The organism is Rhodococcus gordoniae, assembly GCF_001646655.1.
Lineage (GTDB): Bacteria > Actinomycetota > Actinomycetes > Mycobacteriales > Mycobacteriaceae > Rhodococcus > Rhodococcus gordoniae.
On the sequence record NZ_LPZN01000018.1, the window covers coordinates 26,873 to 50,200 of the forward strand.

General features: G+C 66.0%; 37 protein-coding genes. 32 read left to right on the forward strand and 5 right to left on the reverse strand.

Features of this window, described 5'->3' with window-relative positions; translation table 11 throughout:
• Positions 1 to 75: 75 nt before the first annotated feature.
• Positions 76 to 1,131 (forward strand): alpha/beta hydrolase, encoded by a 1,056-nt coding sequence (locus A8G18_RS10290; RefSeq protein ID WP_115311488.1) that lies wholly within the window; start codon positions 76 to 78, stop codon positions 1,129 to 1,131.
• 122 nt (positions 1,132 to 1,253) lie between these two features.
• On the opposite strand, the gene A8G18_RS10295 is transcribed toward A8G18_RS10290, so the two are convergent.
• From A8G18_RS10295 to A8G18_RS10310, 4 genes are all read right to left on the reverse strand, one after another.
• The gene (locus tag A8G18_RS10295; RefSeq protein WP_064063808.1) at positions 1,254 to 2,318 is read right to left on the reverse strand and encodes an esterase/lipase family protein; all 1,065 of its coding nucleotides are present in this window, start codon (positions 2,316 to 2,318) and stop codon (positions 1,254 to 1,256) included.
• Between the two features lie 100 nt (positions 2,319 to 2,418).
• Positions 2,419 to 3,270 carry an ABC transporter permease gene (locus A8G18_RS10300; protein ID WP_064063809.1) on the reverse strand — a complete coding sequence of 284 codons (852 nt, stop codon included), beginning with the start codon at positions 3,268 to 3,270 and terminating at the stop codon, positions 2,419 to 2,421.
• A gap of 4 nt (positions 3,271 to 3,274) precedes the next feature.
• The gene (locus tag A8G18_RS10305) at positions 3,275 to 4,126 is read right to left on the reverse strand and encodes an ABC transporter permease (protein WP_064063810.1); all 852 of its coding nucleotides are present in this window, start codon (positions 4,124 to 4,126) and stop codon (positions 3,275 to 3,277) included.
• The gene (locus tag A8G18_RS10310; protein ID WP_064063875.1) at positions 4,123 to 5,223 is read right to left on the reverse strand and encodes a daunorubicin/doxorubicin resistance ABC transporter ATP-binding protein DrrA; all 1,101 of its coding nucleotides are present in this window, start codon (positions 5,221 to 5,223) and stop codon (positions 4,123 to 4,125) included. Before A8G18_RS10310 ends, A8G18_RS10305 begins: the two co-directional genes overlap by 4 nt.
• An 861-nt stretch (positions 5,224 to 6,084) precedes the next feature.
• Here A8G18_RS10310 and rpsJ point away from each other — a divergent pair.
• The 24 genes from rpsJ to map all read left to right on the forward strand — a co-directional run bounded on the left by rpsJ (position 6,085) and on the right by map (position 18,838).
• Positions 6,085 to 6,390: a 30S ribosomal protein S10 gene (gene rpsJ, locus A8G18_RS10315; protein ID WP_003938093.1), complete on the forward strand. Its 306-nt coding sequence runs from the start codon at positions 6,085 to 6,087 to the stop codon at positions 6,388 to 6,390.
• 45 nt (positions 6,391 to 6,435) lie between these two features.
• The gene (gene rplC / locus A8G18_RS10320; protein WP_064063811.1) at positions 6,436 to 7,089 is read left to right on the forward strand and encodes a 50S ribosomal protein L3; all 654 of its coding nucleotides are present in this window, start codon (positions 6,436 to 6,438) and stop codon (positions 7,087 to 7,089) included.
• On the forward strand, positions 7,086 to 7,769 hold the full coding sequence (gene rplD / locus A8G18_RS10325; protein ID WP_064063812.1) for a 50S ribosomal protein L4: 684 nt from the start codon (positions 7,086 to 7,088) through the stop codon (positions 7,767 to 7,769). Before rplC ends, rplD begins: the two co-directional genes overlap by 4 nt.
• The gene (gene rplW, locus A8G18_RS10330) at positions 7,766 to 8,071 is read left to right on the forward strand and encodes a 50S ribosomal protein L23 (protein WP_016935026.1); all 306 of its coding nucleotides are present in this window, start codon (positions 7,766 to 7,768) and stop codon (positions 8,069 to 8,071) included. The genes rplD and rplW overlap by 4 nt, the downstream gene beginning before the upstream one ends.
• A 38-nt stretch (positions 8,072 to 8,109) precedes the next feature.
• Positions 8,110 to 8,943, forward strand: coding sequence for a 50S ribosomal protein L2 (gene rplB, locus A8G18_RS10335; RefSeq protein ID WP_026003489.1), 834 nt, complete (start codon positions 8,110 to 8,112; stop codon positions 8,941 to 8,943).
• A gap of 19 nt (positions 8,944 to 8,962) precedes the next feature.
• Positions 8,963 to 9,244 (forward strand): 30S ribosomal protein S19, encoded by a 282-nt coding sequence (gene rpsS / locus A8G18_RS10340; protein ID WP_003938088.1) that lies wholly within the window; start codon positions 8,963 to 8,965, stop codon positions 9,242 to 9,244.
• Positions 9,241 to 9,633 (forward strand): 50S ribosomal protein L22, encoded by a 393-nt coding sequence (rplV, locus tag A8G18_RS10345; protein WP_006554606.1) that lies wholly within the window; start codon positions 9,241 to 9,243, stop codon positions 9,631 to 9,633. The genes rpsS and rplV overlap by 4 nt, the downstream gene beginning before the upstream one ends.
• Positions 9,633 to 10,430, forward strand: a complete 798-nt coding sequence (rpsC, locus tag A8G18_RS10350; RefSeq protein ID WP_059382415.1) for a 30S ribosomal protein S3 — start codon at positions 9,633 to 9,635, stop codon at positions 10,428 to 10,430. The genes rplV and rpsC overlap by 1 nt, the downstream gene beginning before the upstream one ends.
• Positions 10,431 to 10,434: 4 nt before the next feature.
• A complete protein-coding gene (rplP, locus tag A8G18_RS10355) occupies positions 10,435 to 10,851 on the forward strand; it encodes a 50S ribosomal protein L16 (RefSeq protein ID WP_006554604.1) in 417 nt (138 codons plus the stop codon).
• Positions 10,851 to 11,087, forward strand: a complete 237-nt coding sequence (gene rpmC, locus A8G18_RS10360; protein ID WP_006554603.1) for a 50S ribosomal protein L29 — start codon at positions 10,851 to 10,853, stop codon at positions 11,085 to 11,087. The genes rplP and rpmC overlap by 1 nt, the downstream gene beginning before the upstream one ends.
• The gene (rpsQ, locus tag A8G18_RS10365) at positions 11,084 to 11,368 is read left to right on the forward strand and encodes a 30S ribosomal protein S17 (RefSeq protein ID WP_024101619.1); all 285 of its coding nucleotides are present in this window, start codon (positions 11,084 to 11,086) and stop codon (positions 11,366 to 11,368) included. Before rpmC ends, rpsQ begins: the two co-directional genes overlap by 4 nt.
• Before the next feature lie 290 nt (positions 11,369 to 11,658).
• A complete protein-coding gene (gene rplN / locus A8G18_RS10370; RefSeq protein WP_006554601.1) occupies positions 11,659 to 12,027 on the forward strand; it encodes a 50S ribosomal protein L14 in 369 nt (122 codons plus the stop codon).
• Positions 12,027 to 12,344 (forward strand): 50S ribosomal protein L24, encoded by a 318-nt coding sequence (rplX, locus tag A8G18_RS10375; RefSeq protein ID WP_060654858.1) that lies wholly within the window; start codon positions 12,027 to 12,029, stop codon positions 12,342 to 12,344. Before rplN ends, rplX begins: the two co-directional genes overlap by 1 nt.
• A 1-nt stretch (position 12,345) precedes the next feature.
• The gene (gene rplE / locus A8G18_RS10380) at positions 12,346 to 12,912 is read left to right on the forward strand and encodes a 50S ribosomal protein L5 (protein ID WP_006554599.1); all 567 of its coding nucleotides are present in this window, start codon (positions 12,346 to 12,348) and stop codon (positions 12,910 to 12,912) included.
• Positions 12,913 to 12,916: 4 nt separating this feature from the next.
• A complete protein-coding gene (locus tag A8G18_RS10385; RefSeq protein WP_006554598.1) occupies positions 12,917 to 13,102 on the forward strand; it encodes a type Z 30S ribosomal protein S14 in 186 nt (61 codons plus the stop codon).
• A gap of 173 nt (positions 13,103 to 13,275) precedes the next feature.
• Entirely contained in the window at positions 13,276 to 13,674 is a 399-nt protein-coding gene (rpsH, locus tag A8G18_RS10390) for a 30S ribosomal protein S8 (RefSeq protein WP_006554597.1), read from the forward strand.
• A 15-nt stretch (positions 13,675 to 13,689) separates the two neighbouring features.
• The gene (gene rplF, locus A8G18_RS10395; protein WP_060654861.1) at positions 13,690 to 14,229 is read left to right on the forward strand and encodes a 50S ribosomal protein L6; all 540 of its coding nucleotides are present in this window, start codon (positions 13,690 to 13,692) and stop codon (positions 14,227 to 14,229) included.
• Between the two features lie 2 nt (positions 14,230 to 14,231).
• Positions 14,232 to 14,639: a 50S ribosomal protein L18 gene (rplR, locus tag A8G18_RS10400; protein ID WP_006554595.1), complete on the forward strand. Its 408-nt coding sequence runs from the start codon at positions 14,232 to 14,234 to the stop codon at positions 14,637 to 14,639.
• Between the two features lie 31 nt (positions 14,640 to 14,670).
• Positions 14,671 to 15,318, forward strand: coding sequence for a 30S ribosomal protein S5 (rpsE, locus tag A8G18_RS10405; RefSeq protein ID WP_006554594.1), 648 nt, complete (start codon positions 14,671 to 14,673; stop codon positions 15,316 to 15,318).
• Entirely contained in the window at positions 15,318 to 15,497 is a 180-nt protein-coding gene (rpmD, locus tag A8G18_RS10410; protein ID WP_006554593.1) for a 50S ribosomal protein L30, read from the forward strand. The genes rpsE and rpmD overlap by 1 nt, the downstream gene beginning before the upstream one ends.
• A 2-nt stretch (positions 15,498 to 15,499) precedes the next feature.
• Positions 15,500 to 15,943, forward strand: a complete 444-nt coding sequence (gene rplO, locus A8G18_RS10415) for a 50S ribosomal protein L15 (protein WP_064063813.1) — start codon at positions 15,500 to 15,502, stop codon at positions 15,941 to 15,943.
• 227 nt (positions 15,944 to 16,170) lie between these two features.
• A complete protein-coding gene (gene secY, locus A8G18_RS10420) occupies positions 16,171 to 17,484 on the forward strand; it encodes a preprotein translocase subunit SecY (RefSeq protein WP_059382411.1) in 1,314 nt (437 codons plus the stop codon).
• Positions 17,481 to 18,026, forward strand: coding sequence for an adenylate kinase (locus A8G18_RS10425; RefSeq protein ID WP_006554590.1), 546 nt, complete (start codon positions 17,481 to 17,483; stop codon positions 18,024 to 18,026). Before secY ends, A8G18_RS10425 begins: the two co-directional genes overlap by 4 nt.
• A 14-nt stretch (positions 18,027 to 18,040) precedes the next feature.
• Positions 18,041 to 18,838, forward strand: coding sequence for a type I methionyl aminopeptidase (map, locus tag A8G18_RS10430; RefSeq protein ID WP_064063814.1), 798 nt, complete (start codon positions 18,041 to 18,043; stop codon positions 18,836 to 18,838).
• A 24-nt stretch (positions 18,839 to 18,862) separates the two neighbouring features.
• On the opposite strand, the gene dtd is transcribed toward map, so the two are convergent.
• Positions 18,863 to 19,300: a D-aminoacyl-tRNA deacylase gene (dtd, locus tag A8G18_RS10435; protein WP_019288600.1), complete on the reverse strand. Its 438-nt coding sequence runs from the start codon at positions 19,298 to 19,300 to the stop codon at positions 18,863 to 18,865.
• 219 nt (positions 19,301 to 19,519) lie between these two features.
• Here dtd and infA point away from each other — a divergent pair, with 219 nt between their 5' ends.
• From infA to rplQ, 7 genes are all read left to right on the forward strand, one after another.
• Positions 19,520 to 19,741, forward strand: coding sequence for a translation initiation factor IF-1 (gene infA / locus A8G18_RS22800; RefSeq protein ID WP_006554587.1), 222 nt, complete (start codon positions 19,520 to 19,522; stop codon positions 19,739 to 19,741).
• Positions 19,742 to 19,833: 92 nt separating this feature from the next.
• Positions 19,834 to 19,947, forward strand: coding sequence for a 50S ribosomal protein L36 (gene rpmJ, locus A8G18_RS10445; protein ID WP_003938068.1), 114 nt, complete (start codon positions 19,834 to 19,836; stop codon positions 19,945 to 19,947).
• 209 nt (positions 19,948 to 20,156) lie between these two features.
• Entirely contained in the window at positions 20,157 to 20,525 is a 369-nt protein-coding gene (rpsM, locus tag A8G18_RS10450; protein ID WP_016932426.1) for a 30S ribosomal protein S13, read from the forward strand.
• Positions 20,525 to 20,938, forward strand: coding sequence for a 30S ribosomal protein S11 (gene rpsK / locus A8G18_RS10455; protein ID WP_006554585.1), 414 nt, complete (start codon positions 20,525 to 20,527; stop codon positions 20,936 to 20,938). Before rpsM ends, rpsK begins: the two co-directional genes overlap by 1 nt.
• 22 nt (positions 20,939 to 20,960) lie before the next feature.
• Positions 20,961 to 21,566, forward strand: coding sequence for a 30S ribosomal protein S4 (gene rpsD / locus A8G18_RS10460; RefSeq protein ID WP_016932425.1), 606 nt, complete (start codon positions 20,961 to 20,963; stop codon positions 21,564 to 21,566).
• 101 nt (positions 21,567 to 21,667) lie between these two features.
• A complete protein-coding gene (locus A8G18_RS10465; RefSeq protein WP_016932424.1) occupies positions 21,668 to 22,729 on the forward strand; it encodes a DNA-directed RNA polymerase subunit alpha in 1,062 nt (353 codons plus the stop codon).
• A 30-nt stretch (positions 22,730 to 22,759) separates the two neighbouring features.
• Positions 22,760 to 23,314, forward strand: coding sequence for a 50S ribosomal protein L17 (rplQ, locus tag A8G18_RS10470; protein ID WP_006554582.1), 555 nt, complete (start codon positions 22,760 to 22,762; stop codon positions 23,312 to 23,314).
• Positions 23,315 to 23,328: the final 14 nt, after the last annotated feature.

Here is a 23,328-nt window from a genome sequence, read left to right on the forward strand (position 1 = left end):
CATCGGACCGCACCGCGCCCGACGCCGACCACCACTGCCTATTCGAAAAGGTGAGAGAACCGTATGAGGCATCCGATGCGAGGATCCGGACGACTTCGCGTACTGACCGTCGGCGCGGCATGCGCAGTTTTCTCGGCTGCGTTGTCTGTGGCTCCGGCAATTGCCCAGCCGGCAGACCCTGTGGCCGAGAACCAACAGCCGCTCCAGTCGGTGACCAGCGAAAACGGCTCGAAGATCACCCGTATCGAAAACTACGGCGAGCAGCAGCTGCTCGTCTACGTCTACTCCGCCTCGATGGACAAGGAGATCCTGCTCGACGTCTGGCGTCCCGCCGACACCAGCGAGCCGCGCCCGACGCTGTATCTCCTCAACGGAGCCGGTGGTGGCGAGGACAGCGCGACCTGGCGCTTCCGCACCGACGCGATCGAGTTCATGAAGGACAAGAACGTCAACGTCGTCTCCCCGGTCGGTGGCAAATGGAGTTATTACACCGACTGGAAGGAAGAGGACCCGGTTCTCGGTGTCAACAAGTGGGAGACCTTCCTGACGAAGGAGATCCCGCCGCTGATCGACGCGGCGCTCGGTACGAACGGGATCAACGCGATCGCGGGTCTGTCGTCCTCGGGTACGTCGGTCCTGCAGCTGCCCATCGCTGCACCCGGCCTGTACCAGGGCGTCGCGGCGTACAGCGGCTGCGCCCAGACTTCCGACCCGATCGGGCAGCAGTTCGTCAAGCTCGTCGTCGAGACCTGGGGTGGCGGCGACACCCGCAACATGTGGGGTGAGTTGAACGATCCGGCCTGGGCAGAGAACGATCCCTACGTGCACGCCGAGGAGCTGCGCGGTCTCGATCTCTACATCTCCAACGGCACGGGCCTGCCGGGGCGCTACGACACCCTGAACGGTCCGGAGATCGACGGCCAGGTCGACGTGCTCGCCAACCAGATCGTGGTCGGCGGCGTCATCGAAGCGGCGACCAACTACTGCACGCACAACCTCCGTACCCGCCTCGACGAGCTGGACATCCCCGCCACCTACAACTTCCGCGACTCCGGCACCCATTCGTGGGGTTACTGGCAGGACGATCTGAAGGACTCGTGGCCGGTGCTGCAGAAGGCCCTCGGCCTCTGACCGTCCTCGTCGGTCGGTTCGTGTGACCGACCGGAAAGGCCCCTACCGCTTCCGGGCGGTAGGGGCCTTTCCGTGTCGACGAGCGAATCGCCGGGTGGCCGTGGCGACCGAGGTCGCCGACGCTATCCGTTCTCGGGTAGGTCGCACGGCACCGCGTGGGCCGCAGCGTATCCGGGGTCGAGCGCCGACTTCACGAGGTGGAGTGATTCGGGTCGTACGAGGATCGTGGAGTGGTCGGCGGGCGAATCCGGGCAGCCGTCCTGAACCCACACGTTGTGGACCTCGGCGTCCGGTCCCGGGCGCAGGAACGAGCTCTCGGGCGGTGTGACGATCTGATCGTGGCGCGTCGCGATCGAGGTGTAGGTCACGCCGGGAAGCGTGTCGCCACCCTCGTTGAGATTGCTGAGCATGCGCGACCCGATCAGCTGCTGCTGCCCGGCCGCGCCGAGATTGCTCCCGCGGAACAGCAACTCGGCCACGGCATCGTTGCCGTTCGTCACGCCGAGCACCGCGAGCACCGTGTACAGCTGCTGCAGGCCGTTGAAGGTGGTGCCGTGATTCGTCGCGCCCAGCATGACGAGGTTCCGGACCGGGTTGCGGGAGGGATCCGTCGCGTCCGTCCCACCCTCGAACTTGAGGTACTGACGGGAGACGACGCCGCCCTGCGAGTGGCCGACCAGATCCACCTGTTCGGAGCCGGTGTGCTCGCGAACGGCATCGACGAACGTTCCGAGTTCCACGGCGGACCGTTCGATGTCCGAGACACCCCAGACCGTGCGCTCGGGATCGAAGTATCCCTGCGCAGCGCCGTAGTTCAACGCGTATACGCAGTAGCCGAGCCGTGCGAGTTCGGGAGCGACGTAGACCCATGTGGGGTACATGCCCGTCCCGGTGCCGTGCACGAGGACGACCGGCCGGGGATGGTCCGGCGACGGGACGCAACCGAGGTCGTTGGCTCCCTCGACCCCCTCGCCCATCGTGCTCAACAGGGTCGCGAGGGGGCTCCCCGGAGCGTCTGCCGAGGTGGGCAGGGGAACCGGATCGGGCACGGTGATGGTAGGCGCCGGCTCGGCCGGCGCGGCAGGGGCAGGATCGGCCGCCGATATCGCCGGGGTGGCGAACATCGACGACGCAAGGGCGAGGGCAGCAGTGGCTGTGGCTACGACGCTGCGACGCGCACGGATCATCGGTACTCCTCGACGAACATGGGGATCGTATGTTCGTGCTGGTTGGGGGATCGCCGAGTAGGTTAGCAGCCCGTCGGGGGACGTTCCGGGCAGCGGAAGATCAATTCTGTTCGACCGAGCGCCGGTAACCGACGACGGCGGGGACCACGAAGACCGCCACCATCCCCACCGACCACGCGACCGTCTTCAGGAAGGGCTCGGCGACAGGCCCTCCCATCGCCAGCGCGCGCATCGTGTCGATCGCGCAGGACATCGGCTGGTTCGCCACGACGGGTTGCAACCAGCTCGGATACGCCATGACCGGCACGAACCCCGAGTTGAAGAACATGAGCAGGGTGCACAGGATCGAGACGGTCTCGACCAGGGGTGTGCGCCCCGGCAGGGTCGCCAGAGCGGTCACCATCATCGCGAAGCCCAGACCGAAGATCAGTGGGACCACGAGGATGAGCAGGGTGGGACCGAGGCCCTGGGTGAACCGGAAGCCCAGCGCCATGCCGGCGGCGAAGATCACGAGAGAGGTGACGAACACGCGCACCATCTCGGCCGTCAACCGGCCCACGAGCCCCGCCGAACGATGAACGGGCAGCGTGTGGAATCGGCTCAGCAGGCCGGAATCACGTTCGGTGCGCAATCCCACCGCGCTGACCACCGAACCGAACATCGCGCCGACGAGCACGACCATGGGGACGGTGCCGAAGATCGACGAATATCCGGTCGCGGCAGTGATGCTGTCACCGAGCACGATACGGAACATCACGAGCGTCAGCGCCGGATAGACGAGCGCCTGGATCATCGTGGCGGGATCGCGGGCCCACCTCAGCAGCAGCCGTCCGCACTGGAGACGGCTGTGCTCCCACAGGGCACCGAGCGAACGCTCGCCGCGGATGCGATCCGGCTCCGGGTAGGCGAAGCCGTGGCCCGGCCCCCGCGACGTCTCGACGGTTCCGCTCATCGCCTCACGCCCGTCTCGTCGCGGCCCATACGGCCCCCGGAATGCAGATCACGGCCAGCCCGATCATCCAGAACAGACTCGGGCGGAAGACCTCCCAGGTCACCCCGTCCTGGGCCATGTCGCGCATCGCGAAGGAGAACTGGGAGATCGGCTGGTTGCGGACGAACGGCCTGATCCACTCGGGGAACCCTTCCTCGGGCACGAAACCGCACGACAGCATCCCGAGGATCAACTGCGGCAGGGTCAGCGCCTGCGCGGTCGCTTCGGGGCTCCGGGACAGACAGCCGATCGCATCGGCGCCCAGGCACAACAGCACGCTGATGATCAGTGCGGTCGCGCAGAACAACACCGCCTGCCCGAGCCCTGCGGAGAAACGGAAACCGATCAGATAACCGAATCCGATCGCGGCCGCCAGGGAGATGACCGATCGCACCGTGCTCGCCGTCATCCGCGACGCCAACGGCGCCGCGGCGGCGACGGGCATCGTCTGCAGGCGGGAGGTCACACCGGTCGTGCCCTCCTGCGCCGCCAGCTGCGCCGCGGAGATGGCGGTGAACGCCATCGACTGCAACACGATGATGGGCATGAGGAACTGCGCGTAGTCGATGCCCTGCAGCTGCATGACGAACTTGAGCGGCAGGTAGAAACCCAGGCCGAAGACGAACGGTGCCAGGACCGCGAGGACCAGCTCGCCGTATCTGGCCATCGTGCGCAGCGAACGGACCGTCAGCACCCACCACTGGTCGAGGGAGGACGGGGTGATCCGGCGGTGCGCGCCGCCCCGGCGTGACGGAGGAGCGAACGAGGAGGACTCCGGTGAGCTTGCCACCGTCACCTCGTCGGTGCGGGCGGTCACGGTCGTTCCCCTGCCGGGGCAGGTCCCGCTCGCTCGGACGGAGGCGCAGCGGTTCCCTGGGCGAGCGCGGTCGGGTCGGTGTCGGACGCTTCCGGATCACAGCCGTCCGGGGTGGACGCTCCCGGAGCGTGACCGTCCGGAGTGGACGCCGAGTGCCCGGTGAGCCGGAGGAAGACGTCGTCGAGGGAGGGCCGCCGCAGGCCGATGTCGGCGAGCTCGACACCCAGGGGTTCGATACGCCGCAGCACCTCGGTGAGGGTCGCGGCGCCGCCGGGCGCCGGAACGGACACCCGATCCGTCTCGGGGACCGTGCCCTTCCTCGGATCCCGCGGGAGGAGACCGTCGAGTGCCCGGAGGAGCTCGGGTATCGCGCGCGGGTCGACCGGGACGATCTCGCAATGGGTGCCGCCTGCGGACGACTTCAACTGGTTCGCGGTGCCCTCCGCGATCACCGTCCCCTTGTCGATGACGATGATGTTGTCGCTCAGCACATCCGCTTCTTCGAGGTACTGCGTCGTCAGCAACACCGTGATGCCCTGCTCCTTGAGTGCCGCCACCAGCGACCACACACCCTGCCGGCTACGCGGGTCGAGTCCGGTGGTGGGCTCGTCGAGGAAGACCACCTTGGGGCGGACCACGAGGCCGCACGCGATGTCGACCCGTCGGCGCATGCCGCCGGAATAGCCCTTCACTGGGCGGCGACCGGCGTCGACGAGATCGAACTCCTCGAGCAGTTCGTCGGCCCGTCGCGTGGCGGACTTCTTGTCGAGCCCCATCAGGCGACCGAACAGGATCAGATTCTCGCGACCGGTGAGGGTGTCGTCGAGCGCGGCGAACTGACCGGTCATCATGATCGAACGCCGGACCGCAGCGGCCTCGGTCACCACGTCGTGCCCGGCGACCACGGCGCGACCCGAGGTGGGCCGCAGGAGGGTCGACAGCACTTTGACCATCGTGGTCTTGCCGGCACCGTTGGGGCCGAGAATGCCGAGGACGCGGCCCGGCGGTGCGGAAAAACTGATCCCGTCGAGCGCGTGGACCTCGCCGAAGGACTTGTGGACGTCCTCTACGAGAACTGCCTGGTCGTGATCGCTCACATCACACCCCGCCGTAGATCTCGGTCCCTGTCGGGGACGGGTCGGTCCGTCACCGTCGGAATCGTACCGGGACGCACGGTTCCGGGAGGTGCGGACGGACACGCTCGTCCGCGTCCGCAGGTCAGGACCGGACGCCGAGATCGTCGCGATGATCGACGAGGCGGCGGGCCCGGTGGTGGAGTGCGCACGTGTCTCGCGCCCGGCGGCCTCGACGTCGTCGCGGCGCAGTGCCTGCAGCAGCCGTTCGTGGGACGCGACCGCCTCCGTTCCCCGGCCGCGATCGCGCAGGCCCCTCCCGGCCCCGGTCCCGTCCCGGCGGATACGATGGAGCGGCTGCGCCGGTCCGGACACTGCCGAGGAACCCCATCGGCCAGGCTCGATCGCGCAGACCCGACCGCGTGGCGTGCCCTGTGGAGGCGCACATCACGCACCGTCGTGAGTTGAACTCTCGGCCGTGCTCCTGCATACTGGTCGGGTTGCCTTGACCGGGCCATGGATGTTTCGCGGCTCGGATCGGGAAAGACGTGACAGTCGCGGATCGAGCCTCACGGCCTGGTCGCGGCCACATGCAAGACGGAAGCAGTACCCCTGTGTGCTCCTGCGAGCACAGCCGGTTCCGTTCCTTGCGGTGTCGAAGCCTACGAGTCTCGACGCCGGGGAATGAGCGGCGGGCCGACACGCCCGACCGCGTGGGCCGGAGAACAATGACAGATGAACAGCGGCAAGCGGATCGGATACGTCCGGCTCGCACTGTGTTTCGAGTGCTGTTCTCGGTCGCCGTTCCTCGGGGAACTGTGCAGACGAGGTGATTTCCCGGCTCCGCCGGGGATCACGAAACGCGGCAAGAAAAGGACACTAAGCGTGGCGGGACAGAAGATCCGCATCAGGCTCAAGGCCTATGACCACGAGGCGATCGACGCATCTGCGCGCAAGATCGTCGAGACGGTGACCCGTACGGGTGCCCGCGTGGTCGGCCCGGTGCCGTTGCCCACTGAAAAGAACGTGTACTGCGTCATCCGCTCGCCGCACAAGTACAAGGACTCGCGCGAGCACTTCGAGATGCGGACGCACAAGCGGCTCATCGACATCCTCGACCCGACGCCGAAGACCGTCGACGCGCTCATGCGCATCGATCTCCCGGCAAGCGTCGACGTCAACATTCAGTGACATTCGATTACAGCGAGCTTGTGAAAGACGCAGCGGAGACAACACATGACTAACCAGATCAAGGGAATCCTGGGCACCAAGCTCGGCATGACCCAGGTCTTCGACGAGAACAACCGGGTCGTCCCGGTGACCGTCGTCAAGGCCGGACCGAACGTGGTCACGCAGATCCGTACCGAGGAGCGCGACGGCTACAACGCCGTGCAGCTCGCCTACGGTGCCATCGCGCCGCGCAAGGTCAACAAGCCGGTTCGCGGCCAGTTCGACAAGGCCGGCGTCACGCCGCGCCGTCACCTGGTCGAGCTCCGGGTCGAGGACGCCTCCGAGTACGAGGTCGGCCAGGAACTCACCGCGGAGGTCTTCGAGGACGGCGCCTACGTCGACGTCACCGGAACTTCCAAGGGCAAGGGCTTCGCCGGCACCATGAAGCGTCACGGCTTCGCCGGCCAGGGCGCGTCGCACGGTACGCAGGCCGTGCACCGCCGTCCGGGTTCCATCGGTGGCTGCGCCACCCCGGGCCGCGTGTTCAAGGGCACGCGCATGTCCGGCCGTATGGGCTCCGACCGCATCACGACGCAGAACCTCTCGGTCCACAAGGTGGACGCCGAGAACGGGCTGCTGCTGATCAAGGGCGCGATCCCGGGTCGCAAGGGCGGCCTCGTGATCGTCAAGACCGCAGTGAAGGGTGGTGCACGGGCATGACCAGCACCGAGACCGCAACCAAGCTGACCTTGGACGTCAAGGCCCCCGGTGGCCAGACCTCCGGCTCCGTCGATCTCCCCGCCGAGATCTTCGACGCTCCCGCGAACATCGCGCTGCTGCACCAGGTCGTCACCGCGCAGCTCGCCGCGGCTCGTCAGGGAACGCACTCCACCAAGACCCGCGGCGACGTCCGCGGTGGTGGCAAGAAGCCGTACCGCCAGAAGGGCACCGGCCGCGCACGTCAGGGCTCGACCCGTGCGCCGCAGTTCGCCGGCGGTGGCGTCGTCCACGGCCCGCAGCCGCGCGACTACAGCCAGCGCACCCCCAAGAAGATGAAGGCCGCCGCTCTGCGCGGTGCCCTCTCCGACCGGGCGCGCAACGAGCGCATCCACGTGATCACCGAGCTCGTCGCGGGCCAGACCCCGTCGACCAAGGGTGCCCGCACCTTCCTCGCTGAGCTGTCGGATCGCAAGAACCTGCTGCTCGTCGTCGGTCGCCAGGACATCGCGGCGTGGAAGTCCGCGCAGAACCTGCCGAACGTCCACGTGCTCGCGCCGGATCAGCTGAACACCTACGACGTGCTCTACAGCGATGACGTCGTGTTCAGCGTCGAGGCGCTCAACACGTTCATCCACGGGCCGGCCGAGTCCGGCCAGGAAGTGAAGGAGGAGAGCAAGTGAGCACGATCGCCGATCCTCGCGACATCCTGCTGGCTCCCGTCGTCTCCGAGAAGTCCTACGGGCTGATGGAAGAGGGCACCTACACCTTCCTGGTGCACCCGGACTCGAACAAGACGCAGATCAAGATTGCCGTCGAGAAGGTCTTCGGCGTCAAGGTGAGCAGCGTCAACACCGCCAACCGTCAGGGCAAGCGCAAGCGGACCCGTTTCGGTTACGGCAAGCGCAAGGACACCAAGCGCGCGCTCGTGACCCTCGCGGCCGACAGCAAGCCCATCGAGATCTTCGGAGGCCCGGTCGCCTAGCGATCGGAACTCTCGAGAGATAGAGGACGAGAAGACTCATGGCAATCCGTAAGTACAAGCCGACTACGCCGGGCCGCCGTGGCGCCAGCGTGTCGGACTTCGCCGAGATCACTCGGTCGACGCCCGAGAAGTCGCTGATCCGCCCGCTGCACGGTCGCGGTGGACGTAACGCGCACGGCCGCATCACCACCCGTCACAAGGGTGGCGGACACAAGCGCGCCTACCGCCTGATCGATTTCCGTCGCAACGACAAGGACGGCGTGCCGGCCAAGGTCGCTCACATCGAGTACGACCCCAACCGCACCGCGCGCATCGCGCTGCTCCACTACGTGGACGGCGAGAAGCGCTACATCATCGCTCCCAAGGGACTCGTGCAGGGCGCCCCGATCGAGTCGGGCCCCAACGCCGACATCAAGCCGGGCAACAACCTGCCGCTGCGCAACATCCCGACGGGTACGACCATCCACGCGGTCGAGCTGCGTCCGGGTGGCGGCGCCAAGATGGCCCGTTCCGCCGGTGCGAGCATCCAGCTCCTCGGTAAGGAAGGCACCTACGCCACGCTGCGTATGCCCTCCGGTGAGATCCGTCGCGTCGACGTGCGCTGCCGCGCCACCGTCGGCGAGGTCGGCAACGCCGAGCAGTCGAACATCAACTGGGGCAAGGCCGGCCGTATGCGCTGGAAGGGCAAGCGCCCGACGGTCCGTGGTGTCGTGATGAACCCGGTCGACCACCCGCACGGTGGTGGCGAGGGCAAGACCTCGGGTGGTCGCCACCCGGTCAGCCCGTGGGGCAAGCCCGAGGGCCGCACCCGCAAGAACAAGGCGTCCGACAAGCTCATCGTCCGTCGTCGCCGTACCGGCAAGAAGCGCTAGTCAAGGAGGGAGTTAGAGAATGCCACGCAGCCTCAAGAAGGGCCCGTTCGTCGACGACCACCTCCTGGCGAAGGTGGACACGCAGAACGAGAAGGGCACCAAGCAGGTCATCAAGACCTGGTCGCGCCGTTCCACGATTCTGCCCGACTTCATCGGTCATACGTTCGCTGTCCACGATGGACGCAAGCACGTGCCGGTGTTCGTCTCGGAGTCCATGGTCGGTCACAAGCTCGGTGAGTTCGCGCCGACCCGTACGTTCAAGGGCCACATCAAGGACGACCGGAAGAGCAAGCGTCGATGAGCACTGAAACCACCACCAACAGCGCTCGGGCTGTTGCGCGCCACGTGCGCGTGACCCCGATGAAGGCGCGCCGCGTCGTCGACATCGTTCGCGGTAAGTCCGTCGAGGAGGCCCTGGCCATCCTCAAGTTCGCGCCGCAGGCCGCGGCCGAGCCGGTCGCCAAGGTGATCGCGTCGGCCGCTGCGAACGCGCAGAACAACTACAACCTCGACCCCAGCACGCTCGTCGTCGCGACGGCGTACGTGGACGAGGGCGCGACCCTGAAGCGGTTCCAGCCGCGCGCCCAGGGCCGTGCGTTCCGCATCCGCAAGCGGTCGAGCCACATCACCGTGATCGTGGAAAGCGTCGGGTCGGCTTCGACTCGTAACCGCCGGAAGGGAGCTCAGTAGTGGGCCAGAAGATCAACCCGCACGGCTTCCGTCTGGGCATCACCACCGACTGGAAGTCTCGTTGGTACGCCGACAAGCAGTACGCGGACTACGTCAAGGAAGATGTCGCGATCCGCAAGTTCCTGGCCTCCGGCCTCGAGCGCGCCGGCATCGCGAAGGTCGAGATCGAGCGCACCCGCGACCGTGTGCGTGTGGACATCCACACCGCTCGTCCGGGCATCGTCATCGGACGCCGCGGCGCCGAGGCCGATCGCATCCGCGCCGAGCTGGAGAAGCTGACCGGTAAGCAGGTCCAGCTGAACATCCTCGAGGTCAAGAACTCGGAGTCCGAGGCTCAGCTCGTGGCGCAGGGCGTCGCCGAGCAGCTCTCGAACCGTGTCGCCTTCCGTCGTGCGATGCGCAAGGCCATCCAGTCGGCCATGCGTCAGCCGAACGTCAAGGGCATCCGCGTGCAGTGCTCGGGCCGCCTCGGTGGCGCCGAGATGTCGCGTTCGGAGTTCTACCGCGAAGGTCGCGTCCCGCTGCACACGCTGCGCGCGGATATCGACTACGGCCTCTACGAGGCACGGACCACCTTCGGCCGTATCGGCGTGAAGGTCTGGATCTACAAGGGCGACATCGTCGGTGGCCGTCGTGAGCTCGCTGCTGCTGCAGCCGCTCCCGCCGACCGGCCGCGTCGTGAGCGTCCGAGCCGCCCGCGTCGTTCCGGCGCGTCGGGCACCACCGCGACGAGCACCGAGGCCGGCCGCGCCGCATCGAGCGACGCTCCTGCCTCGACCGAGAACAAGGAGGGCTGACGCAATGTTGATCCCCCGGCGGGTCAAACACCGCAAGCAGCACCATCCGAGCCGTACGGGTGCCGCCAAGGGCGGAACCCAGGTGGCCTTCGGTGACTACGGCATCCAGGCTCTCGAGCCGGCCTACATCACCAACCGGCAGATCGAGTCCGCTCGTATCGCCATGACCCGGCACATCAAGCGTGGCGGCAAGATCTGGATCAACATCTTCCCGGATCGTCCGCTCACGAAGAAGCCCGCCGAGACCCGCATGGGTTCCGGTAAGGGTTCGCCGGAGTGGTGGGTCGCGAACGTCAAGCCCGGTCGCGTGCTGTTCGAGATGAGCTACCCCAACGAGGAGATTGCGCGCGAGGCCCTGCGTCGTGCGATGCACAAGCTCCCCTGCAAGTGCCGCATCGTGACGAGGGAGGAGCAGTTCTGATGGCTACCGGTACCCCCGCCGCAGAACTCCGCGAGCTGAGCGACGAGGAGCTGACCGACAAGCTCCGCGAGGCCAAGGAAGAGCTGTTCAACCTCCGCTTCCAGATGGCCACCGGCCAGCTGGACAACAACCGTCGGCTTCGCGTCGTGCGCAACGAGATCGCCCGTATCTACACGGTGCTGCGCGAGCGCGAGCTCGGACTGGCCACCGGCCCGAATGCGGGTGACGTGGCATGAGTGAGGAAAAGGCAGTGAGCAACCAGGAACAGCGCGCGAGCCGTAAGGTCCGCATCGGCTACGTCGTCTCCGACAAGATGGAGAAGACCATCGTCGTCGAGCTCGAGGACCGCGTGAAGCACCCGCTGTACGGCAAGATCATCCGCCGTACCACCAAGGTGAAGGCGCACGACGAGAACGGTCTGGCCGGCATCGGCGACCGCGTTCAGCTGATGGAGACCCGTCCGCTGTCCGCGTCGAAGCGCTGGCGTCTGGTCGAGGTGCTCGAGAAGGCCAAGTAGGCCTCCTCGTCCTCGACGGAACGAGATCATGCAGCACCCCACCGCCCGCATCACGGGTGGTGGGGTGCTGTGCGTCCGGTAGGCACCGCCGCTCGCGACACGCCCGGTTCCGGGGTGGGGAGGGGCATCACAATTCGCGAATTTGCCCTGCGTACGGTATATGGCCTACCCTGGACGGGTTGCTTACAGGACCCGTGTGTGATTCGCACGTGCGTCGTGTGCAGCCGACGACCGCGTACGTCCAGGTCGGAAATCTGACGTACACACCAATCCAGGTCAAGGAGAAGTAAGTGATCCAGCAGGAGTCGCGACTGCGTGTCGCCGACAACACGGGTGCCAAGGAGATCCTCTGCATCCGCGTTCTCGGTGGCTCGTCCCGTCGCTACGCCGGAATCGGTGACGTCATCGTCGCCACCGTCAAGGACGCGATCCCCGGCGGCAACGTCAAGCGCGGCGACGTCGTCAAGGCCGTGATCGTGCGCACCGCCAAGGAGCGCCGCCGGCCGGACGGCTCGTACATCAAGTTCGACGAGAACGCTGCCGTCATCATCAAGGGCGACAACGATCCTCGCGGCACCCGCATCTTCGGACCCGTCGGTCGCGAGCTCCGCGACAAGCGGTTCATGAAGATCGTCTCGCTCGCTCCGGAGGTGCTGTGATGAAGGTGCACAAGGGTGACACCGTGCTCGTCATCTCGGGCAAGGACAAGGGCGCCAAGGGCAAGGTCATCGCGGCCTACCCGGCGACCGACAAGGTCCTCGTCGAGGGCGTGAACCGTATCAAGAAGCACACCGCCGTCTCTGCGAACGAGCGTGGCGCCTCCTCCGGGGGCATCGTGACGCAGGAGGCCCCGATCCACGTTTCCAACGTTGCGGTCGTCGACTCGGACGGAAACCCCACCCGCGTGGGCTACCGCACCGATGAGGAAACCGGCAAGCGCGTTCGGATTTCCCGGAAGAACGGGAAGGACCTCTGACATGACTTCCACCGAGAACAAGACCCAGCCGCGCCTGAAGGCCCGCTACCGCGCCGAGATCAAGGACGCGCTGAACGCGGAGTTCGACTACGCGAACGTCATGCAGATCCCCGGCGTCGTGAAGGTCGTCGTCAACATGGGTGTCGGCGACGCCGCCCGCGACGCGAAGCTCATCAACGGAGCCGTCAACGACCTCGCGCTCATCACCGGTCAGAAGCCGGAGATCCGTAAGGCCCGCAAGTCCATCGCACAGTTCAAGCTGCGCGAGGGCATGCCGATCGGTGCGCGCGTCACGCTGCGCGGCGACCGCATGTGGGAGTTCCTGGACCGTCTCGTGTCCATCGCGCTTCCCCGTATCCGGGACTTCCGTGGCCTCAACGGCAACCAGTTCGACGGCAACGGCAACTACACGTTCGGCCTGAACGAGCAGTCGATGTTCCACGAGATCGACGTGGACAAGATCGATCGCCCGCGCGGCATGGACATCACTGTCGTGACCACCGCTACCAACAACGAAGAAGGCCGTGCCCTGCTCAAGCACCTCGGCTTCCCGTTCAAGGAGAACTGAGCCCATGGCTAAGAAGGCACTGGTCAACAAGGCCAACAAGAAGCCGAAGTTCGCGGTGCGCGCCTACACCCGCTGCCAGCGCTGCGGGCGCCCGCACTCCGTGTTCCGCAAGTTCGGACTCTGCCGCATCTGCCTTCGCGAGATGGCACACCGCGGAGAACTTCCGGGAGTTCACAAGAGCTCCTGGTGACGTGAGCGGTGGGCGGAGGACCGAGAAGTTCTCCGCCCACTGTCACGCTGTCATGGGTTCGTCGCCGATCCGGCCGACGAACCCGCTATCGAACCGAGTTTCGATGTAGGCCCACGGCCGGCACGTTCCGGCGTTGCATGGGAACCGCATCGAGAAAGGTGAACAGGTCAGCCATGACCATGACCGACCCCATCGCAGACTTCTTGACGCGTCTGCGTAACGCCAACACGGCGTACCACGACGAGGTCAAGCTCCCGTCCTCGAAGATCAAGGTGAACATCGCCGAGATCCTCAAGCGCGAGGGCTACATCTCCGACTACCGCACCGAGGACGCCGAGGTGGGCAAGACCCTCATCGTCGACCTCAAGTACGGACCTTCCCGTGAGCGCAGCCTCGCCGGCGTGCGTCGCGTGTCGAAGCCCGGCCTGCGCGTGTACGCGAAATCCACCAACCTGCCCAAGGTCCTGGGCGGCCTCGGCGTGGCGATCATCTCCACGTCCTCCGGTCTGCTCACCGATCGCCAGGCGGCCAAGCAGGGAGTGGGCGGGGAAGTCCTCGCCTACGTCTGGTAAAGGGAGGCCACCACAATGTCGCGAATCGGAAAACTCCCCGTTGCAGTTCCTTCGGGCGTCGAGGTCACCATCGACGGCCAGGATGTTGCAGTCAAGGGCCCCAAGGGCAACCTGTCCCTGACGATCGCCGAGCCGATCGCCATCGCCAAGGGCGAGGACGGGGCAATCAACGTCACGCGCCCGAACGACGAGCGTCGCAGCCGTGCGCTGCACGGCCTGTCGCGGACGCTCGTGCAGAACCTCATCGTCGGCGTGACCGAGGGTTACACCACGAAGATGGAGATCCACGGCGTCGGCTACCGCGTGGCTCTCAAGGGCAAGGACCTCGAGTTCTCGCTCGGCTACAGCCACCCCGTGCTGATCGAGGCTCCCGAGGGCATCACGTTCGCCGTCGAGAACCCCACGCGCTTCTCGATCTCGGGCATCGACAAGCAGAAGGTCGGCCAGATCGCGGCCAACATCCGCCGGCTGCGCAAGTCCGACCCGTACAAGGGCAAGGGCATCCGCTACGAGGGTGAACAGGTCCGTCGCAAGGTCGGAAAGACGGGTAAGTGATCATGAGCCAGACCGAGAACCAGAAGGCCAAGCGCATCCCGCGCGGCAAGGACGCCTCCACCACGCGTCGCCTTTCGAAGACGCGTCGTCACTTCCGCCTCCGCAAGAAGATCTCCGGCACCGCCGAGCGTCCCCGCCTCGTCGTCAACCGGTCGTCGCGCCACCTGCATGTGCAGCTGGTCGACGATCTGACGGGCACCACCCTCGCCGCAGCGTCGTCCATCGAACCCGATGTGCGCGCTCTCGAGGGCGACAAGAAGGCTCGCGGCGCGAAGGTCGGTCAGCTGATCGCCGAGCGCGCGAAGGCTGCCGGCGTGGAAGCCGTGGTCTTCGACCGCGGTGGCCACACCTACAGCGGACGCATCGCGGCCCTCGCGGACGCGGCTCGCGAAAGCGGGTTGAAGTTCTGATGACCATTTTCTCGAACGGAAGGAACGCCTGATGCCGGGACGTCAGCGGCGTGACGGCGGCAACGGCCCCGCCGGACAGAACCCCAACAGCGGTGACAACCGTGGCGGTCGCGACCGCCGCGACCGCGACTCGCGCGGCGGCAACGCTGCCGAGAAGTCGAACTACATCGAGCGTGTCGTCTCGATCAACCGTGTGTCGAAGGTCGTCAAGGGCGGTCGTCGCTTCAGCTTCACCGCTCTGGTGATCGTGGGCGACGGCAACGGCCTGGTCGGTGTCGGCTACGGCAAGGCCAAGGAAGTTCCCGCGGCCATCCAGAAGGGTGTCGAGGAAGCTCGCAAGAACTTCTTCCGCGTCCCGCTCATCGGCGGAACCATCACCCACCCCGTCCAGGGAGAGGCTGCAGCCGGTGTCGTCCTGCTGCGTCCGGCTTCCCCCGGTACCGGTGTCATCGCCGGTGGCGCTGTGCGCGCGGTGCTGGAGTGCGCGGGTGTCCACGACATCCTGTCGAAGTCGCTCGGCTCCGACAACGCCATCAATGTGGTGCACGCGACGGTTGCGGCCCTCAAGGGTCTGCAGCGTCCCGAGGAAGTCGCGGCTCGCCGTGGCCTCACCCTCGAGGAAGTTGCCCCCGCCGGCATGCTGCGCGCACGTGCACAGGCTGCTGGGAGCGTGAAGTAATGGCAGAGCTGAAGATCACCCAGATCAAGAGCACCATCGGGGCCAAGTCGAATCAGCGCGACAGCCTCCGGACCCTCGGTCTGCGGAAGATCCGCCAGTCCGTCGTCCGCGAGGACAACGCGCAGAACCGTGGCCTCATCAACGTGGTGCGTCACCTCGTCACTGTTGAGGAGGTCTGAGAATGACCATCAAGCTGCATCACCTGCGCCCGGCTCCGGGTGCGAAGACGGACAAGACCCGCGTCGGACGCGGTGAAGGTTCGAAGGGCAAGACCGCCGGCCGCGGTACGAAGGGCACGAAGGCACGCAAGAACGTGTCGCCGGCCTTCGAGGGTGGCCAGATGCCCATCCACATGCGTCTGCCGAAGCTCAAGGGCTTCAAGAACGCATTCCGTACCGAGTACCAGATCGTCAACGTCGGGGACATCGCTCGCGTGTTCCCCGAGGGTGGACAGATCGGTGTCGCGGACCTCGTGGCGAAGGGTCTGGTTCGCAAGAACCAGCTCGTCAAGGTCCTCGGCGAGGGCGAGCTGACGGTGGCCGTGCAGATCACCGCCGACAAGTTCTCGGCCTCCGCTCAGGAGAAGATCACTGCAGCCGGTGGCAGCGCGACCGTCCAGGCCTGACCTGTACTTTCGCGTGTGAGTCACGGCTGTCGAACGGCCGCGGTGCAGATAGCTGCACCGCGGCCGTTCGCGTGTTCACAGCGGTGTCGTAGGCTGCGTTCGCAGCGGTGACATAGGCTACCGGGCTACCCCTCTCATCGGGGCCCACTGTTAGAGTTTCAGAGTTGTCTACCGTCCGACGGATCCCTCTCGATCCGTCGTCCCCGATCGGCCCGCCAGGAGGATCTTTGCTTTCCGCCTTCGTCTCGGCCCTCAGGACACCGGACCTGAGGCGGAAGATTCTCATCGCCCTCGGGCTCGTGGCGCTGTACCGCCTCGGTGCTACCGTGCCGTCCCCGGGCGTCGACTACGGCAACGTCCAGGCCTGTGTCGATCAGCTCGCCGGCAGCGAGCAGGCCGGCATCTACTCGCTGATCAATCTGTTCTCCGGCGGCGCGCTACTGCAGTTGTCGGTCTTCGCGATCGGCATCATGCCGTTCATCACCGCGAGCATCATCGTCCAGCTGCTCACCGTGGTCATTCCACGATTCGAGGAACTGCGCAAGGAAGGCCAGTCCGGCCAGGCCAAGATGACGCAGTACACGCGTTATCTCGCCGTCGCGCTCGCCGTCCTGCAGGCCACCGGCATCGTCGCCCTCGCCGCCCGAGGGCAGCTGCTGCAGGGCTGTTCGGAGCCGATCCTCGCCGACGACAGCATCTTCGGGATGGTCGTCATCGTACTGGTGATGACCGCCGGTGCCGCCGTCGTCATGTGGTTCGGTGAGCTGATCACCGAACGTGGTGTCGGCAACGGCATGTCGCTGCTGATCTTCTCCGGTATCGCGGCCGCGCTGCCGAGCGAGGGTCGCATGATCCTCGAATCCCGCGGCGGCCTCGTCTTCGCGATCGTCTGCGTCGTGGCCCTGGCCCTCATCACGGGCGTCGTGTTCATCGAGCAGGGTCAGCGCCGGATCCCGGTGCAGTACGCCAAGCGCATGGTCGGCCGTCGTATGTACGGCGGGTCGTCGACCTACCTGCCGCTGAAGGTCAACCAGGCGGGCATCATCCCCGTCATCTTCGCGTCGTCGCTGCTGTACCTGCCCAACCTCGTTGCGCAGCTCACCGGTGCCACGACGAACCCGGATCCGAGTTGGTGGCAGCGGATCATCAACGAGTACCTGGTCAATCCGAACAACCCGGTCTACATCGCGATCTACTTCGCCCTGATCGTGTTCTTCGTCTTCTTCTACGTCGCCATCACCTTCAATCCGGAGGAGCGGGCCGACGAGATGAAGAAGTACGGCGGCTTCATCCCGGGCATTCGCCCCGGTCGACCGACCGCCGAATATCTCAGTTTCGTGCTCAACCGCATCACGGTTCCGGGCTCGATCTACCTCGGTCTCATCGCGACGCTGCCGAACTTCTTCCTGTCCGGCAGCCAGACGGCCTCGAGCATCTTCGGTGGCGCCGCGGTTCTCATTCTCGTCAGTGTCGCGCTGGACACTGTCAAGCAGATCGAAAGTCAACTGATGCAGCGCAACTACGAAGGGTTCCTCAAGTGAGACTTGTACTGCTCGGTCCTCCCGGTGCCGGCAAGGGCACGCAGGCCGCGATTCTGTCCGAGAAGCTCGGCGTCCCCGCCATCTCGACGGGCGATCTTTTCCGCGCGAACATCGGGCAGGGCACCCCGCTCGGCGTCGAGGCCAAGAAGTACATCGACGCGGGAGAGCTCGTCCCTGCCGAGATCACCAACAACATGGTGCGTGAGCGTCTGGCCGAGCCCGACGCCGCCAACGGCTTCCTCCTCGACGGCTTCCCGCGCAGCGTGGAGCAGGCCAAGGAACTCGAGAACATCCTGAAGGATCTCGGTGTCGAGCTCGACGGCGTGCTGTCCTTCGTCATCGACGAGGACGTCGTGGTCGAGCGCATGCTCGCCCGCGGTCGCGCCGACGACACCGAAGACGTGATCCGCAACCGTCTCCGGGTCTACCGTGAGGAGACGGCCCCGCTGCTCGACTACTACGCCGACTCGATCATCACGGTCGACGCGATCGGTGAGGTCGAGGAGATCAATTCGCGGGCTCTGTCCGCACTCGGAAAGTAGACGGGTAGTTCGACATGGGTTTCGGGCGCAAGCGCTCAGTGGTTCCGTTCCGCACCTCGGGTGAACTCGACGCGATGGCGGCGGCGGGAGCCGTGGTCGGTGCCGCACTCGTCGCAGTGCGCGAGGCCGCCAAACCGGGCGTGAGCACCCTGGAACTCGACCAGGTGGCGGAATCGGTCATCCGCGATGCGGGGGCCGTTCCGTCCTTCCTGGGCTACCACGGCTTCACCGGTTCGATCTGTTCGTCGGTCAACGAGGTCGTCGTCCACGGCATCCCATCGGCGTCGGTGGTGCTCGCCGAGGGCGACCTCGTGTCGATCGACTGCGGTGCGATCCTCGACGGCTGGCACGGCGACTCGGCGTGGACCTTCGGGATCGGCGAGTTGTCGCAGGCCGACATCGATCTGAGCGAGGCCACCCGCCTGTCGCTCGAGGCCGGTATCGCGGCGATGCTCCCGGGCAACCGCCTGACCGACGTCTCGCACGCGATCGAGCAGGGCACGCACGCCGCCGAGAAGTTGCACAGCCGCTCGTACGGCATCGTCGACGGCTACGGCGGTCACGGCATCGGCCGCGAGATGCACATGGATCCGTTCCTCCCCAACGAGGGCAAGCCGGGCAAGGGCCCGAAGCTCGTCGTCGGGTCGGTGCTCGCCGTCGAGCCGATGCTCACCCTCGGTACCTACGAGACCGAGGTCCTCGACGACGAGTGGACGGTGGTGACCGTCGACGGCAGCCGGGCCGCGCACTGGGAGCACACGGTCGCGGTCACCGAGGACGGCCCCCGCATCCTCACCGTCCGGCCGGAGTGACGCGAGCGGTCGTACTCCGCGGCGTCACACGTCGACGAGGAGCGTGACTGGTCCGTCGTTGACGAGGCTCACCTCCATGTGTGCCCCGAACTTCCCGGTCTCCACTGTCGCGCCGAGATCTCGTAGAGCGTTCGCGAACGCATCGACGAGAGGTTCGGCGATCGGGCGGGGAGCGGCGGCCGACCACGACGGACGCCGGCTCTTCCTCGTGTCGGCCATGAGAGTGAACTGGCTGACCACCAGGATCGGGGCGTCGACGTCGGAGGCGGATCGCTCGTCCTCGAGGATGCGCATCGTCCACACCTTCCGGGCGAGCGTCGCGGCCTTCGCCTCGTCGTCGTCGTGCGTGACGCCGACCAGCACGAGCAGACCGTGACCGTCTTCGGCCGGCGTGATGCGGGCCACCTCGGCTCCGTCGACCGCCACTGCCGCCGTGGTCACCCGCTGGATCAACGCCCGCACGTGCGGTCCTCCTCCTGGTCGTGGGCACGAGTGTGCCCGAGCTCATTTGTCCTGGACGGTCAACTTCCCGTACCATTGATCGGTGGTGCGCGCTGCGCTCCGATCGGTCCCGTGTCGAATTCCTTCGAATCTCGGTTCGTGTCCGGTCCCGGAGTTGCCGAGCGTCACGGTAACGGATGCCGATGCAACCACAACGCCGAACAACGGATCGCGGAGGATATGGCTAAGAAAGACGGGGCAATCGAGGTCGAGGGCCGGGTAATCGAACCGCTGCCCAATGCGATGTTCCGCATCGAGCTGGAGAACGGGCACAAGGTTCTCGCCCACATCAGCGGAAAGATGCGTCAGCACTACATTCGTATCCTTCCCGAGGACCGCGTTGTCGTGGAGCTTTCTCCCTACGACCTCACGCGTGGACGCATCGTCTACCGCTACAAGTAACGAAGCTTCCCCGGCCACACGGTCGGGGAGAATCATGTCGCCGGACCGGCTCCGCCGTGTCCGGCGGCGCACATACAGGAGATCGGACTTACGTGAAGGTTCAGCCTAGCGTCAAGAAGATCTGCGAGAAGTGCAAGGTGATCCGCCGTAACGGTCGGGTCATGGTGATCTGCGAGAACCTGCGTCACAAGCAGCGTCAGGGCTAGATCCACCTTCGTCTCGAAGATCTGCTTGGCAACAAGCACGAAGACCTTCCAGCACCAGTCGCGTGGTTACGATCCTCGATCCGTCGAGGAGCTGCGCGATCAACCCCCGGTACGGAGGCCGGGGCCCCACTGTGTTTTTGAATCACACAGTTCTTCGACGCAGGGGACGGGCTGGGAGCAGACCTCCGCACACCGAATAGGAATGCCACATGGCACGTCTCGCAGGTGTCGATCTTCCCCGCGAAAAGCGGATGGAGATCGCACTCACGTACATCTACGGCATCGGCCGTACCCGCTCCAAGGAGATCCTCGAGGCCACCGGCGTCAGCCCGGACCTGCGCAGCAAGGATCTGACGGACGAGGACCTCGCCAAGCTCCGCGAGTACATCGAGGAGAGCTACAAGGTCGAGGGCGACCTCCGTCGCGAGGTTCAGGCGGACATCCGCCGCAAGATCGAGATCGGCTGCTACCAGGGCCTGCGACACCGTCGTGGTCTGCCCGTGCGTGGACAGCGCACCAAGACCAACGCCCGCACCCGTAAGGGTCCGAAGCGCACCGTCGCAGGAAAGAAGAAGTAATGCCTCCCAAGTCACGCAGCACCGGTCCGAAGAAGACCCAGAAGGCACGGCGCAGGGACAAGAAGAACGTTCCGCACGGCGCCGCTCACATCAAGAGCACGTTCAACAACACCATCGTGTCCATCACGGACCCGCAGGGCAACGTGATCTCCTGGGCGTCCTCCGGCCACGTCGGCTTCAAGGGCTCGCGCAAGTCGACCCCGTTCGCCGCGCAGCTCGCCGCCGAGAACGCCGCCCGCAAGGCGCAGGAACACGGTGTCAAGAAGGTCGACGTCTTCGTCAAGGGCCCGGGTTCGGGTCGCGAGACGGCGATCCGTTCGCTCCAGGCCGCAGGCCTCGAGGTCGGCACCATCTCCGATGTCACCCCGCAGCCGCACAACGGTTGCCGTCCGCCCAAGCGGCGTCGCGTCTAACGGGAAAGGAAGGTAAAGAATAATGGCTCGTTATACCGGTCCCGTCACCCGTAAGTCGCGTCGTCTCCGTGTCGACCTGGTCGGAGGCGATCAGGCCTTCGAGCGTCGCCCCTACCCGCCCGGCCAGCACGGCCGCGCGCGGATCAAGGAGAGCGAGTACCTGCTCCAGCTGCAGGAGAAGCAGAAGGCCCGCTTCTCCTACGGTGTCATGGAGAAGCAGTTCCGCCGCTACTACGAAGAGGCCGCAAGCCGCCCCGGCAAGACCGGTGAGGTTCTGCTGGCCATCCTCGAGTCGCGTCTGGACAACGTCGTCTACCGTGCCGGCCTCGCCCGCACGCGTCGTCAGGCCCGCCAGCTGGTCAGCCACGGCCACTTCCTGGTCAACGGCAAGAAGGTCGACATCCCCAGCTACCGCGTCTCGCAGTACGACATCATCGATGTCCGCGAGAAGTCGCTGAGCACGCTGCCCTTCCAGGTCGCGCGCGAGACCCAGGGCGAGCGCCCGATCCCGGGTTGGCTGCAGGTCGTCGGTCCGCGTCTGCGGGTGCTGGTCCACCAGCTCCCCGAGCGTGCACAGATCGACATCCCGCTGCAGGAACAGCTGATCGTCGAGTACTACTCGAAGTAAGACACCTCGGTGTCGTGGTGTCCTCCGGTCCACCCGGACGGGAGGACACCACTCCATTCCACTAGGGCGTCATATGGCGGACGCCCACAAGGAGGCAACAGATGCTCATCTCTCAGCGACCCACACTGACCGAAGAGGTCATCGCTGACAACCGCTCGAAGTTCGTCATCGAGCCGCTCGAGCCTGGCTTCGGGTACACCCTCGGCAACTCGCTTCGTCGCACCCTGCTCTCCTCGATCCCGGGCGCAGCCGTCACCAGCATCCGCATCGACGGCGTGCTCCACGAGTTCACCACCGTTCCCGGCGTGAAGGAGGATGTCACCGACATCATCCTGAACCTCAAGGGTCTCGTGGTCGGCTCGGAAGAGGACGAGCCGGTCACCATGTACGTCCGCAAGCAGGGACCGGGCACCGTCACGGCCGGCGACATCGTGCCCCCGGCCGGTGTCACCATCCACAACCCGGACCTGCACATCGCCACCCTGAACGACAAGGGCAAGCTGGAGATCGAGCTCGTCGTCGAGCGCGGTCGCGGCTACGTTCCTGCCGTGCAGAACAAGGCGTCCGGCGCCGAGATCGGCCGCATCCCGGTCGACTCGATCTACTCGCCGGTCCTCAAGGTGACGTACAAGGTGGAAGCGACCCGCGTCGAGCAGCGCACCGACTTCGATCGGCTCATTCTCGACGTGGAGACCAAGAACTCGATCAGCGCGCGGGACGCGCTCGCCTCGGCGGGCAAGACCCTCGTGGAGCTCTTCGGTCTGGCTCGTGAGCTGAACGTCGAAGCAGAAGGCATCGAGATCGGTCCCTCGCCCGCCGAGGCCGACCACATCGCCTCCTTCGGACTTCCGATCGAGGACCTCGACCTCACGGTCCGGTCCTACAACTGCCTCAAGCGCGAGGGTGTTCACACCGTCGGCGAGCTCGTGGCACGCACGGAGTCCGACCTGCTCGACATCCGCAACTTCGGCCAGAAGTCCATCGACGAGGTCAAGGTCAAGCTGCACTCGCTCGGCCTGTCCCTCAAGGACAGCCCGGCATCGTTCGACCCCAGCACCGTCGCCGGTTACGACGCCGCGACCGGTACCTGGAGCGACACCGACGCCGGCTCCTTCGGTGACAACGACGGCAACGAGGACTACGCCGAGACCGAGCAGCTGTAGCAGCTCACGGTCCGTTACTAGGAGAAAATCATGCCCAAGCCCAAGAAGGGCGCCCGCTTCGGCGGATCGGCCTCGCATCAGAAGGCGCTCATGGCCAACCTGGCCACCGCGCTCTTCGAGCACGGCCGCATCACCACCACCGAGGCCAAGGCCAAGGCCCTGCGCCCGTACGCCGAGAAGCTCGTCACGCACGCCAAGGCCGGCACGCTGGCCTCGCGTCGTGAGGTGCTGAAGGTCATCCGCAACAAGGACGTCGTCCACTCGCTGTTCGCGGAGATCGGTCCCTCCTTCGAGGACCGCAACGGCGGTTACACCCGCATCATCAAGACGATGCCGCGCAAGGGCGACAACGCCCCCATGGCCATCATCGAACTGGTGCGCGAGAAGACCGTCACCTCCGAGGCCGACCGCGCACGTCGCGTCGCCGCCTCGCAGGCACCCGCCGAGGACAACGCGGTCCAGGCCGTCGAGGCCGAGGCCACCGACGCCGAGGTCGCGAACGCCGACGCCGTCGTCGAGGGTGTCGAGGACACCAACGCCACGGCTGCCGACGCACCCGAGGCCGACGAGGCCAAGAAGGACTAGTCCACTTGGTTTCG